11 protein-coding genes are annotated in these 15,381 nt (G+C 58.7%); 4 read left to right on the top strand and 7 right to left on the bottom strand.

The annotated features are described in order from the left end of the window. Positions 1-18: 18 nt before the first annotated feature. On the top strand, positions 19-1,086 hold the full coding sequence (locus tag GC165_12245) for an exo-alpha-sialidase (GenBank protein MBI1333636.1): 1,068 nt from the start codon (positions 19-21) through the stop codon (positions 1,084-1,086). Here GC165_12245 and GC165_12240 read toward each other — a convergent pair. From GC165_12240 to GC165_12230, 3 genes are read right to left on the bottom strand one after another with little or no spacing between them, the layout of a single operon-like run. Beyond that, entirely contained in the window at positions 1,083-3,206 is a 2,124-nt protein-coding gene (locus GC165_12240) for a prolyl oligopeptidase family serine peptidase (GenBank protein ID MBI1333635.1), read from the bottom strand. The genes GC165_12245 and GC165_12240 overlap by 4 nt on opposite strands. Positions 3,207-3,240: 34 nt before the next feature. Next, positions 3,241-4,326: a DUF2961 domain-containing protein gene (locus GC165_12235; GenBank protein ID MBI1333634.1), complete on the bottom strand. Its 1,086-nt coding sequence runs from the start codon at positions 4,324-4,326 to the stop codon at positions 3,241-3,243. 12 nt (positions 4,327-4,338) lie between these two features. Beyond that, positions 4,339-7,167, bottom strand: coding sequence for a tetratricopeptide repeat protein (locus GC165_12230; protein MBI1333633.1), 2,829 nt, complete (start codon positions 7,165-7,167; stop codon positions 4,339-4,341). Between the two features lie 70 nt (positions 7,168-7,237). Between GC165_12230 and GC165_12225 the strand changes: the two genes are divergently transcribed. Then, positions 7,238-9,730 carry a hypothetical protein gene (locus GC165_12225; protein ID MBI1333632.1) on the top strand — a complete coding sequence of 831 codons (2,493 nt, stop codon included), beginning with the start codon at positions 7,238-7,240 and terminating at the stop codon, positions 9,728-9,730. A gap of 39 nt (positions 9,731-9,769) precedes the next feature. On the opposite strand, the gene GC165_12220 is transcribed toward GC165_12225, so the two are convergent. Further along, positions 9,770-11,044 carry a hypothetical protein gene (locus GC165_12220; protein ID MBI1333631.1) on the bottom strand — a complete coding sequence of 425 codons (1,275 nt, stop codon included), beginning with the start codon at positions 11,042-11,044 and terminating at the stop codon, positions 9,770-9,772. Then, positions 11,025-11,627 (bottom strand): sigma-70 family RNA polymerase sigma factor, encoded by a 603-nt coding sequence (locus GC165_12215; GenBank protein MBI1333630.1) that lies wholly within the window; start codon positions 11,625-11,627, stop codon positions 11,025-11,027. Before GC165_12215 ends, GC165_12220 begins: the two co-directional genes overlap by 20 nt. 52 nt (positions 11,628-11,679) lie before the next feature. Between GC165_12215 and GC165_12210 the strand changes: the two genes are divergently transcribed. Further along, positions 11,680-12,507 (top strand): GNAT family N-acetyltransferase, encoded by an 828-nt coding sequence (locus GC165_12210; protein ID MBI1333629.1) that lies wholly within the window; start codon positions 11,680-11,682, stop codon positions 12,505-12,507. Between the two features lie 35 nt (positions 12,508-12,542). Next, positions 12,543-13,031: a hypothetical protein gene (locus tag GC165_12205; protein ID MBI1333628.1), complete on the top strand. Its 489-nt coding sequence runs from the start codon at positions 12,543-12,545 to the stop codon at positions 13,029-13,031. 53 nt (positions 13,032-13,084) lie between these two features. Here GC165_12205 and GC165_12200 read toward each other — a convergent pair whose 3' ends face one another. Together GC165_12200 and GC165_12195 are read right to left on the bottom strand one after the other, a co-directional pair. Next, complete coding sequence (locus tag GC165_12200) at positions 13,085-14,938, bottom strand: hypothetical protein (protein MBI1333627.1); 1,854 nt, start codon at positions 14,936-14,938, stop codon at positions 13,085-13,087. Further along, the gene (locus GC165_12195; GenBank protein MBI1333626.1) at positions 14,935-15,321 is read right to left on the bottom strand and encodes an ArsR family transcriptional regulator; all 387 of its coding nucleotides are present in this window, start codon (positions 15,319-15,321) and stop codon (positions 14,935-14,937) included. Before GC165_12195 ends, GC165_12200 begins: the two co-directional genes overlap by 4 nt. Positions 15,322-15,381 lie beyond the last annotated feature (60 nt).

The following is a 15,381-nucleotide window of genomic DNA, read 5'->3' as shown; positions in this document are numbered from 1 at the left end:
GTGATCCTCGGTCTTCTCATGTCCACCCTGCAAAAGCCCATTCAGGAAATCGACTTGGACGGCGATACCGCCCGCCAGGTCGTGGTCGATCGGCAGGCAGGTCAGTACCTCGGGCATGTCTCCACAGTCCTGCTTGAGGACGGTAAGACGATCCTCTGCGTGTACCCAAAGGGTCACGGGAAGGGCGCGGTTCAACTTAAACGAAGCGAAGACGGAGGCAAGACCTGGAGTGAACGACTGCCCACGCCGAAGTCGTGGGAGACCAGCCTGGAGACGCCGACGATCCACCGGACCATCGATCTCAGGACGAAGAAGAAGCATTTGATTCTGTGGTCGGGTTTGTACCCGGCTCGGCTGGCGCATAGCGAGGATGACGGACGGACGTGGTCCGAGTTGGAGCCCGTTGGCGAGTGGGGCGGCATCGTGGTCATGGGCTTTGTCGAGCGGCTTCGGAACGGCGACTATATGGCGATGTTTCACGACGACGGTCGATTCTTCCAGAAAACGGCTCAGACCACGGGTCGGTTTACGCTGTACAAAACGCTGTCGCACGATGGCGGCCTGCATTGGGACTATCCGCAATCCGTGTACGCTTCGAACGACATGCTCCTTTGCGAACCGGGCTTGGTTCGATCGCCGGATGGTAAGACTCTGGCGGTTCTGCTCCGGAAGAACGCCCGAAAGTACCATTCGCAGATCATCTTCTCGCACGATGAGGGCAAGACGTGGTCGCTTCCTCGCGCGCTTCCGCTGACGCTCACGGGCGATCGGCACACGGCGCGCTACACAAAGGACGGCCGGTTGGTGGTGTGCTTCCGAGACATGCCGCCAGAGGGTCCGTGGAAGGGCGCCTTTGTTGCGTGGGTCGGCACCTGGGACGACTTGGTGAATGGTCACGACGGTCAATACCGGGTACGCCTGAAGGACAATTTGAGCAGTTGGGACTGCGGGTATCCCGGTGTCGAGGTCCTGCCGGATGGCACGGTGGTGGCCACGACGTACGGCCACTGGACCGAGGGCCAGGAGCCATACATCTTGTCGTTTCGCTTCAAGCCGTCCGAGCTCGACGCGATGGCGAAGCGCTAGTCTTTGCGCTTCGTGCCAATCGTTCGTTCGAAGAGATCGAAGATGCGGTTGTATTCGTCAGTCCAGCTTTCGGGTTTGGTGAAGGCATGGTTTTCGACCGGATACGGGGCGACCGACCAATTCTTTTTGCCAAGCTCGATCAGCTTCTCGACGACACGGACGGAGTCTTGGAACTGCACGTTGGTGTCCACCATGCCGTGGCAGATCAGTAGGTTCCCTTTCAGGCCGTCGACGAAGTTGATCGGCGAGCTGACCTTGTAGGCTTCGGGGTCCTCTTGGGGCGTGTTGAGGATCGGAGAAGTGTAGCCATGGTGGTAGTTGGCCCAGTCGCCGACGGGGCGCAGGGCCGCGCCGGACTTGAAAGTGTCGGGTGAAGTGAACATCGCCATGAGGGTGATGAAGCCGCCGTAGCTTCCACCGTAAACGCCCAGTCGGTCGGGCGCAGCGCCGAGTTCGTCCACCATGTACTTTGCGCCATCCACCACGTCGTTCAGGTCGGTGCCGCCCATGTGGCGGTAGATTGCGGTTCGCCACGCCTTACCGTAACCAGCGGAGGCGCGATAGTCGATGTCGAGAACGGCGTAACCGTGGTCCATCAGCAGGTGGTGGAACATGTATTCGCGGTAGTAGTAGCTCCAACCGTTGAACACGTTTTGCAGATAGCCGGCGCCATGGACGAAGACGACCGCGGGACCGCCTTTGCGCCAGTCCTTCGACTTGTACAGCTTGGCGGGAACCTTTACGCCGTCGCGGGCGGGAACCATGACGATGGGCGGATCGATCCACGGGCCCGAGAGCCATTCGGCGCTCGGCGTTTCGGTGATCTGCTTGCCGTTCAGGAATAGTTCGGCGGGATGGTCGGACTTGGATTTCACCACCGCGATCTTGGTTCCGTCGGGAGAGATGGCGAACTCGGAGTCGTCGCCAGCCGAGTAGTCGGCGAGCTTGCGGCGGGCACCACCATCGAACGAGACGGCGTCGATGTGCCGATCGAAGGGACTGCCTTCGCTAGAGACGAACACGAACCGGCCGCGGTCCTCGTCCATCTGCACGTTCGAAACTTCGAACTGCCCATCGGTGATGTCGGTCGCCTTTTCGTCGGTCGGGCGCATCGTCATCAGGTTGGCATAGCCGGAATTTTCGGAGAGAAAATAGAACTTGGAGCTATTTGGGAGCCAGCCGAGCGATCCGTCGAACGCGCCGCCTACCCAGGCGTTATCGTGCTCGTCGTACATCGTCGCGACTTTCTCGGAGGTTGTATCGAACTCGAACAGCCACGCGTCCTTGTGGTCTTCGGCGAAGCCCCACGCCACGCCGTACTTGCCGTCTGGCGACCACTGAATCTGCCGAACCGTGCCGGGTCGAGGAGTGCTGATGTCGAACGATTTGCCGTTGGCAAGGTTGTAGATTCGCACTTGGCTGTGTGACTGCGGCCCGCCGACGCGTGGATAGGTTTGGACTAGTTCGACATAGGAGCTGGAGTTGATGAAGCTCGCGACCTGGGCAGGCTGGTCGGCTGCGCCTCGCTCGAAGAGCGACACGGCTACGTGGGTGCCCGATGGCGACACCGTCGAGCCACCGGCCATGAAGTCCTTTGGCGGGTCGATGGTGACGGGAACGTCGGTCGAGTTCGTGTCCGACTTTGGCTGGGTGAGTTGGGTCGTCTTCTTATCGACCAGCGAGAGTCGGTACCAGTTTGGGCCCTTGCGGAAGACGATCGACTGCCCATCGCGGGCGTAGACCGGGCTAGATTCGCTCTCCTTCGAGTCGGTCAGATTCTTGTCCGACCCGTCGTTGAGGTTGTGGATGTAGATGTCGCCCAGCTTCTCATAGGCAACCTCGAACCCAAGCTTGCTCCCGCCTTCCCACGGCTTGCGCTCGGTCCTCGGCAGCGAATCCTCCTTCAGATTTGATCCGTCGGCATCGACCGTGTAATTCTTGTACGCCTCGTTTTGGGTTCCATCGGCCTTCGCCCACGAAAAGCCGACCTTGGTTCCATCCTCGGACCATCGCAGGCGGCGCGGCGAGTGGCCGACCAGCGCGTAACCGCGCATGATCGACTCGATGGTGAGTTCGAACTTCGGTGCAGGCGTGACCAATCCGGTCAATGCAAAAATCATTGCCAGACTTTATCCGATTTTCGGCGGCGAAACCCTAGATGATCTCCAAATAATCCTTGTCGGGGAGCTTGGGGAATGGGGCGGTAGGCAGGGTCTGATACCAGAACGCGACGCTCGCGATGTCGTCCTGGAGCGGTAGGTACCGATGCCCGCTTCGCCAGCCGAGAGCTTGGATGGTCACTCGAAGGTCCTCCTCGAACCGAACGGGATCCATGATGTGCCAGCGATAGAGGCCGAAACGGGTGTTGGCTTGGTACAGCCCATCGGGCCGTAGGACCTGGGGCAGACCGGCGTAAGGAGTAGTGAACTCGCGGTAGCCGCCGTTTTCCTTGCCGACATCGAAGTTGTATGAGCCGCAGAAATAGTCCTCGGTGCCGGTGCCGCAGATGGTTGGGAATTCGCCGTCGCCATCCATGAAGAACTTGATTTCGCCTTCGCCCCACCAACCGTTGTTGTTGACGCCCCACGCCATGTAGGTCCCGACGTAGTGGCCCTTGCCCTGCACGCCATCGAGAATGGTGTAGACCTCCTTGTACGGCAGGGGGTTGGTGCGGCGGAACTGGGCGTGGAAGTAGGCGCAGTCCTCGGGCACTTCGGTGAGAGTGTAGTTGACCTGGTAGTACAGCACCATCTGCTCGCTGTCAATGTTGGTGACCGTGATACGGCATCGCTTGCGGAACGGCATCTCCCAGTAGCAGTTGAAGGCGCTTCCGGGGTTGACGCATACGGCGAGCGAGGAGACTTGGGCATATTTGCCCCATCCGCAGGCGAAGAAGTCGCCGATCGGGCATTCGACGGATGGGTGCTCCTGGTCATCCCAATAGATGCGGAGAATGGTGTAACGCCAATTGCCGGTTGGGGTTAGCCAGATCTGCTGAATGGCACCGGGACCCTCAATGTCGGCCACCACGTGCTCTTCCCCGCCGGGGATTCTCACCAATGGCGAAAGTTTCCATCCTACGCCAAGGTCTCTGGCACAGTTCTTGGCCGGGCCGTCGGTAGACATCCCTCCCTTCCCTTTTTCGCCGGTGAAATTTTCTGGGCTGATCGAGCGCGTCTTCGCGTCGGAGAGCCGTGAGAGGTTGCCGAGGTGCAAACCTAGGCCATTGAAGGATGACATTCGGTAAATCTATCACATCGGCGATGCCGTCGGCACTCCCGCCGACAACGCTTCTTCGATCAATTCTTCCCAACTGGTTTGGGCCCCTTCAGACCAGTGGCGGTCGATGGCGTTTTGGGAAAGTTGGCCCCGGACGATCTCCATGGTTTTGTCGAGGTCGTTTTGTTCGTACACGGCCAGCGGGCGTGATTCGGCGTTGCGTGTTTCCACAGCTTTGCCAAACAGCCGAACTGCGGTTACGGGTTGACCGCACTTGGCGAGGGCTTCGCCCATTTTGAGGAAGATCCATTTGAGGGCGGCTTTGAATCCCACCTCCATGACGAGTTCGATGCTCCTCTGGAGGATCGGCACCGCGTCCTCGGGGCGGTTCATGTAGAGGAGGGCGTCGCCTTGTTGCCAACGGGTCAGTCCTTCGAGCTTGCTGCTATCGAGGATTTCGCAATGCTCCACGGCTTCGTCGAAGAGTTCGAGGGACTCTTCGGACCGCCCCTGGTGGGCCAATTCGGAGCCGACATCGAACAGGATTCGGATGAGTTGAGCGCGGTCGCCACCCTTACGCGCGTGCTTGAGGGCTTCCAGATGATAGTCGAGCGAGCGGACGTGCTCGCCCATGCAACAGGCGGTGAGGCCGGCGAGATAAAAGGCTCGGGCGCGTTCGTGGTGGGAAAGGTCATCGAAGTGGCCGATCGACCACTCTAAGTTCGTCATGGCCTCCTTATAACGACCGCGCGACTTGTATAGAGAAGCTAATTGCAACTTGGCCTGAGTTTCGAGTTTTAGGTTTCCGGCGACCTTGGGAAGTTGCGCTTGGGTGAGGGCGATGGACTGATCGAGGTCGTCGGTATTTGCCGACAGGTTCAGCGAAGCCATCACGACTTGGGCTCGAAGCGCCGGGTCGATTTCGTCGTTTGGCCACGTCAGGATAGCGGTCAAGACCGCGCCGAGTCGGTCGCCAAGAGAGTAGACGGCGGCGGCAGGCATGAGGTCGAGGGCCAAGCGGATTCCGATTGGGATCGAGGCTCGCGACTCGACGAAGAAGTCGAGGGCGGCGAAGTAATTGGCGAGTTGGCTCTGGTGTCGCCGCAGTCGCTCCTCATAGCGCAAATCGCCTTCTTCCACTTCCCTTGCCTTGTGCGCCATGCATACGAGGAAACGGGGTTGGAACTCGTTTCGATTCTCGACCAGGTTCGGAATGCAGGTACGAATTGTCTCAAGCATCGAGTAGCGGGCGACGTCCGACGACGTGTCGGCATTGATGACCGATGATCGTACCAGCGTTTCGAGAGCTTTCGTAAGATTGGTGTTGGGCAGGAGGGTTGCGACGTCGATCTCGGTGAACAGCCCGGCGAAGAGGCTGGAGGCGAGGGCGGCTCGCTTGGAATCGTCGTCGAGCAGGTCAAAGCTCCAAGCGATGGTTCGATCCAGACTACTGTGGCGATCTACTCCGTTAGTTTGGCGGGAATCAATCGCACTCATCGAACGCTGAATGCTGGCGAGAATCTGAGCGGGCGAATGAACCACGACCCGCGCGGCGGCAAGCTCGATGGCCAGCGGTAGGCCGTCGAGGCGGCGGCAAAGTTCGACCACGGATGGTGCATTGTCGCCGGTAACGGTGAATGAATCGTTGGCGGCTCGGGCTCGGTGCTCGAACACGGAAACGGCAGGCGAAAGGCGAACTTCCTCCAAGCTCGCTCCCATCTTCGGCAGGTCCAGCGGTCCAACGCGCTTGAGAATTTCGCCTCGGAGCCCTAGTTCGACGCGGCTCGTTACGAGAATTTGACCGTCTTTGGCAAGGGCCTCGACCATCGGGGTTGCGACGGCGGCCAACTGCTCGAAGTTATCAAGCACCATCAGACCCAGGTGCGACCGGAGGAACCGACCTATGGCGGGAACGGCCTCGCTCTGCTCGGCGTGAGGCAGGCCGAGGGCGGTCTGAATGGCACGGGCGGCTCCGGTTGCGGTGGTTTCGGGAGTCAGGTCAACAAACCACGTGGTCCCCTCGACCTCGTTCATGACCGCTCGGGCGAGCGACGTTTTGCCCGAGCCTCCAGGGCCGATCAGCGTCACCAGGTTAGCCTGCTTTAATGTGACGATCACATCGTCGATCAACCCTTCTCGACCCACGAGTTGGTGTCGCCACGAGGGACGGCTGATGCTGGCGGCTCGTGGTTGCGGTGCGGATTCGAGAACGTCGACGGCGGCTTGCGATGGCGGCTCGCCCCATAACTCGTTGAGCTGACGCTCCAACTCCTCGAACTGGGCGATGGCGAGGCTGGTTTGACCTCGGCGAACATAGGCCTGCATGAGCGCGACATGAATGTCCTCGCGACAGCCGACTACAGTCAGAATTCGCTTGGCCACCGACGCATTTTCTTCGCCGGGATCGTCGGCCAGCATTGAGACCGCGGCGGTCGCGATCATGTCGGTGAGGCGAAGGCGCTCCGGCACCACCCAGTCCTCTTCATGACCTTGGAGGAACAAACCCTGCACCAAATCGAGGGCTTCTCGGAATCGCTTTTCTCGCGTCAACTTCTCGAATAGGGCGACATCGACAGACACTCGCCCGGCATTCAGCCCGACACGGTCGCGGTCGGCTAGAACGGCGTCCTCGCCCAGGACGGAGCGGATATCGGAAATCGCCATTCGGAGGCTTTGGCGACTAGCATCGGAATCGGGCCAGCAAAGGGCGGCCAAAGACTCACGGCTCAATTGCTCGCCGGGGCGGATGACTAGGAGAGCCACCAGGCCCGCCGTTTTCCTGGTTCGGAACTTCGCAACGGCATCCTTCGATGTAACTTCGAAGGAACCGAAGGTTTTGATTGTCCAGGTCGGTGCCGCCATCCCAATTCAGTGTAACAAATACGCTTCCGATCCGCCCAGCCGGGCCAAGACCAGGTAAATATGAGCGAGTATGGTTTACAAGGGAGCAAAGTTGCTCCAAATTTCGATGCCGATGGGAGGGATCGGGGCCGGGTGTGTGTGCCTCAACGGGTACGGCGGCCTCCAAGATTTCTCGATTTACAATAAACCCGCGACGAGCGCTCAGGCCGATGGTCACGGCTTCCGCGATGCCGCCTTTGCGATGCTCCACGTAAAGGGGAGCGGGTCGGTCACTCGTCTCATCGAAGGTCCGATTCCGCCAGAAAAGCTTTACAATCAGGGGCTTCAGGGGCAGGGGTACCGGGGCGGTGGACATGAGGGCATACCGCGCTTTGAGTCTTGCGAATTTGAGAATCACTATCCGTTTGGTATCGTGCGTTTGGCCGACCCCAAAATTCCGGTGAAGGTCGAAATTCGAGGCTGGAGCCCATTTGTGCCCAACGACGAGAAGGTCTCGGGAATCCCCGCCGCGATCCTCACATACACCTTCGAGAACACATCGAAGTCGGCGGTCGAGCTTGAGTTTTCGTACCATTTGGCGCATCCGGCTCAGGGCAGCAAAGGCGAAGAAGGAACTCGAAATCGGCTCCTTTCTAACCATCAAGGCGTCGAGTTTTACAACACCGAGGAGCCAAACCACGAGACGTTCGGCAGTGCGGCGGTTGCGGTTTCGGCCCATGACGTTCGCCTGAAGGGTATGTGGTTCCGGGGTGGCTGGTTCGATTCGATTTCAGCGCTCCACCGCGAGGTTTCGTCGGGCGATTTTCGCGAGAATAACGGCTCGGCGAGCGACAAGGGACAGGGCGGGCGCAATGGCGGTTCTCTTCTGGTTCCAGTTTCACTTAAGCCAGGTGAGAAGCAGACTTTTTCGGTCGTGTTGACCTGGTACTTTCCGAACGTACCGTACAGTGTGGGGATTGCCAACAACGTCAAGATGACGTGGCACCCGTGGTACGCGACGCAGTGGAAGGACGCCGCAGATGTTTCCATCTATGTGCTGGACCACCTGGAGAGCCTACGGAGTCGCACCGAAGCGTTTGCCGACGCGATCCATGGCTCGACTCTGCCCAAGATCGTCACCGATGCCATTGCTTCCAATCTTGCCATTGTGAAGTCGCCGACAGTGCTTCGGCAGTCGAGCGGCAATATGTGGGCGTGGGAGGGATGTTTCGTCAATAGCGGCTGTTGCCATGGCAGTTGCACCCATGTTTGGAACTACGCACAGGCGTTTCCGCACCTCTTCCCTGCCCTCGAGCGCACCCTGCGTGAGCAGGAATATATCCGCTCGATGGACCCAAAGGGGCACATCAACTTCCGTAGCGCCTTGCCGGACAACCCCACCAGCCACGACTTCCACGCTGCCTCGGACGGGCAGTTGGGCGGCATCCTCAAGCTGTACCGCGACTGGCATATTTCGGGCGATACCGAGTGGATGAAGAAGCTGTATCCGCTGGCGAAGCGGAGCCTTGACTATTGCATCGAGACGTGGGACCCGGATCACCAGGGCGCGCTTTTCGAGCCACACCACAACACGTATGACATCGAGTTTTGGGGGCCCGACGGCATGTGCTCCAGCATCTATATCGGCGCTCTTTGTGCGATGGCGGAGATGGGCGAAGCGGCGGGAGATGGTTCGTCATCCGAATACCATGCTATCGCCGAGAAAGGAGCGAAGTACCTCGATTCGAACTTGTTTAACGGGGATTATTACGAGCACCACGTTCAGTGGGAGAATTTACGAGATAGCTCGTTTTCCGAACTACTTGCAAAGATCCCCAACGACACCGACGACGACGTGGATCGGTTGTTGAAAAAGGAAGGCCCGAAGTACCAGTACGGTACGGGATGCCTTTCAGACGGGGTTATCGGCGCTTGGATGGCTCGGCTGTACGGCGTAGAGACGCCCTTGAGTCAGAAGAATGTGCGTCATCACCTTTCCAGCATCTTCCGATTCAACTTCAAGAAGGATCTGTTCGAGCACGCCTGCCTCCAGCGGCCCGGCTATGCTCTTGGGCACGAGAGCGGGTTGTTGCTGTGCACGTGGCCGCGGGGTGGCAAGCCGACGCTTCCGTTCGTGTATTCGGACGAGGTTTGGACCGGCATCGAGTATCAGGTTGCTTCGCACTGCCTGTGCGAAGGGCTGATCGACGAGGGAATGCACATCGTGGAGGCGGCCAGGGGGCGGTATGACGGGCACGTTCGGAACCCGTTCAACGAATACGAATGCGGAAGTTACTACGCGCGGGCAATGGCGAGCTATGCGTTGCTTCAGGCCGTGACCGGCTTCTGGTATTCGGCGGTGACGGGCGAATTGCGGATCGACGCGAGCAAGCCGATGAGGACGTTCTTCAGCGCCGCGAGCGGGTTCGGGACGATTTCGGTCAAGGGCGGAAAGGTGACGGTTTCGATGATCGAAGGGAGTTTGGATGTCAAATCGGCGGTCGTCACGGCGAAGGATTCTCGGTCGAAGAAGTCGGTCAATGCCGTGGCGTCGGTAGGCTCGCCAATATCGATAAGCGTCTAGTGGCGCCCAAGGAACACGGTTGGGCGCCACTTTTCGAACCTAGTTCGAGTCGTCGGCTTTGACGGCTTTGGTCGGGTTCATTTGAGTTCGGGCCGGGTACCAGAACGGCACGTTTTCGGGTTCAAGCAGCCTCATGACGTCCTGCGTTCGGTTCACCCGAACGTCGGCGAACTTGGCATAGCCGACCAGCGCCTTATCCTTGAAGACGGGAATCTCGATCGTGATTCGGTCGGGCACCGGCGAACCGTCCTTTGGCCCGACATAACCCGTAAAGAACTGCCCGACCTTGTGGCCGTAGGTCCACGGCTGAACGATGGCGTACCGCCCGGAGAACGGCTCGCCTTCCTCAAAGGTCCCGATCTGGCGACCATTGATGTGCACTCCGTAGTTACACGGATAGGCATAGGTTGCGCCGGCCACCGCCGTCACGCTTCCTCGATCATCCGCCCAGACCTGATACAGTTCTACCGAGACGCCATCGACGATCTGAACCGGTCCGCCGCCTTCGATCGCCTTCTTCACCAAATCGCGCGAGGCGTCAATGTCGTACACCTGCGTGCCCGGAGGCATGTCGAGTTCGAAGATGCCGCTATCCGACGACGGATAGTCCCACTTCGAAATCGTTCGCGGCGAGCCGGTCACGTCGGATTGAACTTGGAGTGGTCGCTGAGTTCCAGGATCGGCCATGATCTCCATCTTGAGATGGAGCGTCTTGCCTTGCCCATCGACGAAGTCCTCGTCGACTTGGTAGCGGTCGGCCCTCAGGCCTTGCCATTCGATGCCGCGCTTCACTGACACCTGGTAGTCGTGCCCCTTGGTATTTGTCTCCAAGATGGTCCTTGCCGAAGCCGCCCAAGCGACTTCCTTCGACTGGCCCTGGGATACGATGGTGGCGTTTCCATCCTTTGGCAGGCTGGTCAGCCGCCCGTTCTTAAACAGATAGGTGCCGCCATATTGGTCGACGTACTTGGCGTCTTGGCCCTCGGCAAAAACCTCAAAGTACATCTTCAGCGTGCCGTCGGGTTGGACGGTGTAGTTACGAACGTGCCGAAGTACGCGGTCGCCATTCTCAGCGATGCGCATCAGGTCGGACGCCGACGCCTTCGAAGGGGCGCCAAGGAGAAGACCAAGGGCGACAACCGCGGTCGCACTGGCACCAACACCCCACGCTAGTCGCCATCGGGACCGGCTCCGGTTGAGCGCCACGCGCGATAGAATCGCGTCTTCGCCGCGGTCGAGGGCCTCCCGACTGATGGATGCTCTATGAGCCTCCATCACCGCCTGGTTCAGCCGTTCATTTGGATTTTGCAACATATTCATTCACCTCTTGCTCCGATTCGAGGAGGGCTTGGAGCCGCTTTCGGGCGGCGTGAAGACGAGACTTGACGGTTCCCACCGGAATCGACAGCACATCGGCCGCCTCTTCCATCGTGAGTTCTTGGATATCGCACAGCACGAACGCGGCTCGCTGATCCTCGGGCACGCACCTCAGCGCGCGCTCTAGGTCGATCGCCAGCAGGCTGTTTGCTTCAAAAAGCTGAGAGGTCGCCTCCTCTGGCAACGGGAGCGTCGGGCGCTCTCGTCGGCGTCGATGGGTGTACTCGTAAAAAGCGATGCGATGAAGCCAAGTGCGGAGACCGCTTTCACCTCGGAATCGGCGCAGGGAGCCCATCGCTTTCACAAAGGCTTCTTGCGTCAATTCTTCGGCATCGGCGGGATTGGCGCAGAGGGTGCTAAGGAAGCGCAGGACCGACGGGTAATACCGCCGAATCATCTCTCGCGCCGCTTCGCGATCTCCTTGCCGAACCTTCTCCACCAGGGTTGCGTCGTTCATTCCTTCTCTTCTGTCCGGAGACGAATCCATTGCGCCATCTCGCCCTCGTTTGGTTCGGATCATTTTCTATTTCTTTTGGAAACTGCGCGGGTTCCTTTCACAGTACTCTCCTTTCGTGACAGATTCGCTGACGGAAAGACGTGCGATCGAACTGAATGCGGCCGACATGGCCGACGTCGTGACACGGTGCTTTGAGGGATATATCATGCCTTTTCGGCTTGATGCACCGACCTTTGAGCGGCGATTTCGACCGGAGGGATTGGACTCGCAGGCAAGCATTCTGTTATTCGACGGCGACGCTCCGACCGGGGTCTGCCTGATCGCTCGGCAAGGTTGGACTTCACGAGTAGCAGCGATGGCGATCGCGCCTGACTTCCGCTCGCAGGGCGTGGGCAAACGACTGATGCAGAGGGTGATTCAGGAGGCGAAGGACCGGAAAGATCGGCGCTTGGTCCTCGAAGTGATCGAACAGAATCCGCCCGCCATCGGCCTTTATGAAAGCGTGGGATTTGCTAAAACCCGTCGGTTGGTCGGATATCGACGTGGGGCTCAAAGCGGCTCGCCGTTCGATCTTCGAGAAATGGATCCGGCCGATGTTGTTCGCTTGCAGTCGGTCGAATGCTCAACCGATTTGCCGTGGGATTTTCGGCCGGAGACGCTGACGCTCAAGACCAATACGGTCGGGATATCGCTTGTTGATCAAGCCTACGCTCTGATCACCGAAACGCCGGAGAGGGTCGTGTTGTGGAGTGTCTTTGCCCGGCGGGATCATCGACGAGCGGGCCTCGGACGCACGATCGTCGAGGCGATCGCCGGGCGCAGCCCTGGTGCCTCACTGATGACGCCGGTCGCATTGCCCGACGACCACTTTCCCGAATTCTTCGCCGCCCTCGGCTTCGAACATCACCCGATTTCTCAGTTCGAAATGGAACTGAAGTTCTAGCGGGTTGCCTGGCGATGCCGTAAACTCTCGGTGCCATGTCTGAATTGAAGAACGCCCTGCTGGATTCCTGGGATCGCCAGAACGCCATTCTCACGAACGTTGTCAATCTGATCGAACCGGATTGGCTCGGCTTCAAAATCGCTGATGGTGAGCTTTCTATTGTGAACCATCTCGGCCACATCCACCAGGTCCGTTCGTTCTTCCTTAGCAACATCGCGCCGAACCATATGGACGGGATTGAAAAGGTCGCGGCGGACGGTTGGTCGCCGAGCACGGATATCGACAAGATCAAGGAACAGCTTCCCATCAGCGCAAGGCAGATTCGAACGGCGATGAACGAACTCCTCGATGAGGGCAAGCCGGTGGGCTTCTATGACCACCCCGTGTTGTATCTCCAACACATGATGTGGCACGAGGGATGGCACGTCGGGGCGATCATGGCGGCCCTTAGGCTCAATGGGGATGACATGCCGGAAGAGTGGGAAGAACCGAACATTTGGGCTCATTGGCGAACCGAATCCTAAAGCAAGACCGTCCGCGGGTCGAGGGCGGTTGGTCCTGCTTTAAGAGCATTGTCCTACGGATGGGACCGCGGGTTCGCCGCGAGGTCATCCACGTCACATTGGAGGGCCGAACGAATCATGACTTTGTATCCAGTGACATCGGCAAGGCGGTACGCGAAGTAGTAACGGCACCGTAGGGCATCATTTGGCTCGCCGGGTCCTTTATTCACGTATTGGCCAAATGAACCGAATCGATCATCCTCACTGAAGACCCTTGAGGAATCTTTGAACACAGGTACCACATCAAGATCTCCAACGATGCCACGATTAGCGATATCGAACTCAACGAGCGTGTAAGGTTCCGGGTGGCGCGGCCACCATGGACTCTTTTCGAGGTCACCCTTCAGCGGCAGGGGCACTTCCTTGACGGTCGCTCGCGGGAGACTTGAGTCTGTCTGGCTCAGGGTGCCGAGTTCGTCGAAGTATCCATCAGAGATTCCAAATCCGACTTGGAATTTTTCGCAGTCTTCTTTTGGCAGACCGACGTAGCTGACGATGGTGTAGTAGCCGCTTTTGTGAGAGAGGATGCCACCGCCCGCGAATTCCATTTCACTTGGGCCCGGTGTTGAAGATCGTTCACTCGCGCTCCCAAGCCCCGCATTTGGCTCCATTTTGGTTGCGCTGTTTTCTGGAAATTGCAACACTATGTAGCGTATATGGTTGTCCAAAACGGTTAAAGGATGATATTGGTGCTTCAGACGATGCGCATCGTCCAAGGGAGTTCCATCCGGTTTCCATGCGACAATGTGACCATTTTCAAGCTGGCGGCTGATTTGCAGGACTTCCACTTGGCGACCATCCATCAGTTTTCCAACATAACCATTGCTGGCGCTCGCCGGAGTAGACAGCCCGCGCCGAACGTCGTCGTAATGCGAGGTCGGAACGGCTTTGCCGGTCTGAATGTAGGCCGAGGAGAGATACGCCATCACGGAGATCGTCGCGACGGCGACGATTTTGATCGGCCGTCCGATCGGCTTCCGCGCCGTTCGGCTGTTGAGAATCGACCGGATGCGCTCCTTCATCCCGGAGCGTCGGGCGAAGGTCGTCCAGACGGGCGACTGGCGCACTTTGCCCTGCTGTTTGGCGAAGTCCATCAGGTATTCGGCATAGCGACTGGGTTGGACGCCCCGCCGCAGAACAGCATTATCGGCGGCTCGCTCGGCGGCTTGTCGCATCACTGAGCGCAGAATCCAGGCGAACGGGATGAACCAGAACAGGATGCATGCGACTTCGGCGACGATCTGCCAGTTTGGGTCGCCGTTCTCAAGGTGAGCTTCTTCGTGAGCGATCACTGAGCGGAGGTCGTCATCCGACCACGATTCGGCCGAGGCTGGGAGAAAGATCGATGGACGGAACCCACCCAGCGCGATCGGCGATGTCAGACCTTCGACGACCCGAATGGATCGTGTACTCGATTGCAAGAGGCGAGTGGAGGCAAATTTCGCGCGCCGACGCAAGAAAGCGACGGAAAGGAAGCTTATGCCAAGTCTCAGGAGCAGAAGTCCCGAAACTACAGACAATAGACCCGTAAAAATGTTCGCCACGGCATTTGCTTGTCCGATACTCGGTCGTCTATCCGAACTGACGGCCTTCAATGGTGATTGTGGTGAGAATCCAACCTCAATGGCCGGCGTCGGGTTTGAATACACCACTAGTCGGGGGATTGTGGCCCCGTGAAAGTCTGGCCGCGCCGACTGAGGGATGAACGACGCGGCACTGAGCAGAACCACCAACAAAAGGCTGGCCGAAGCGATGAACTGCTTGCGCTCGGCCGAGGCTCGCCAAGCGAGCATCACCAGCAGACAGCCAAGCCCGAGCAATAGGAACGCGGGCAGGATCATCACTTGGTAAAAATTGAAAAGGTTCATCGCCCTTCCTCTTTGGCTTTGGCGATCAGGGCTTCGATTTCGGCCAGTTCGTCGTCGGTCAACGACGACTCGTTTTGGGAAATCAGCGATGCGACCGTTTGCGAGATGGAACCTTGGAAGAAGGTTTTGACCACGTTCGATAAGGCCGACTCCGCCGCCTGCTCTCTCGCCTCGGTTGGGCGAAAGACGAATGCTCCGTCGACGACGTCGTGGGAGACCACACCTTTCTGCTCCAGGATTCGAAGCTGGGTGCGAACCGACGAATTGCTGGGGCTGCCCGCGAGTTTCAACATCAGTTCGTTCGCGGTCATCGGCCCGTGGCTGAACAGGGATTCCATGATCTCCTGTTCGCGCTTGCTCAAGTAGTTCTTTCGACCTCTCATAGTTGGTGTTAATTTTATAACACACAAATGGCCGCATTGTGAGGTTAATTGCGATTTTTT

Source organism: Armatimonadota bacterium (assembly GCA_016125185.1).
In the GTDB taxonomy this organism is placed as follows: domain Bacteria; phylum Armatimonadota; class Fimbriimonadia; order Fimbriimonadales; family Fimbriimonadaceae; genus Fimbriimonas.
Note: the sequence above shows the minus strand (reverse complement) of the source record. Positions and strands in the feature narration are given on the sequence as shown.

Excerpts from the sequence above, each read along its gene's own strand:
- GC165_12240 (MBI1333635.1), bottom strand. The coding sequence starts at position 3,206 with ATGATTTTTGCATTGACCGGATTGGTCACGCCTGCACCGAAGTTCGAA.
- GC165_12215 (MBI1333630.1), bottom strand. The coding sequence starts at position 11,627 with ATGATCCGAACCAAACGAGGGCGAGATGGCGCAATGGATTCGTCTCCG.
- GC165_12220 (MBI1333631.1), bottom strand. The coding sequence starts at position 11,044 with ATGTTGCAAAATCCAAATGAACGGCTGAACCAGGCGGTGATGGAGGCT.
- GC165_12195 (MBI1333626.1), bottom strand. The coding sequence starts at position 15,321 with ATGAGAGGTCGAAAGAACTACTTGAGCAAGCGCGAACAGGAGATCATG.
- GC165_12205 (MBI1333628.1), top strand. The coding sequence starts at position 12,543 with ATGTCTGAATTGAAGAACGCCCTGCTGGATTCCTGGGATCGCCAGAAC.
- GC165_12225 (MBI1333632.1), top strand. The coding sequence starts at position 7,238 with ATGGTTTACAAGGGAGCAAAGTTGCTCCAAATTTCGATGCCGATGGGA.
- GC165_12230 (MBI1333633.1), bottom strand. The coding sequence starts at position 7,167 with ATGGCGGCACCGACCTGGACAATCAAAACCTTCGGTTCCTTCGAAGTT.
- GC165_12245 (MBI1333636.1), top strand. The coding sequence starts at position 19 with ATGTCCACCCTGCAAAAGCCCATTCAGGAAATCGACTTGGACGGCGAT.
- GC165_12200 (MBI1333627.1), bottom strand. The coding sequence starts at position 14,938 with ATGAACCTTTTCAATTTTTACCAAGTGATGATCCTGCCCGCGTTCCTA.
- GC165_12235 (MBI1333634.1), bottom strand. The coding sequence starts at position 4,326 with ATGTCATCCTTCAATGGCCTAGGTTTGCACCTCGGCAACCTCTCACGG.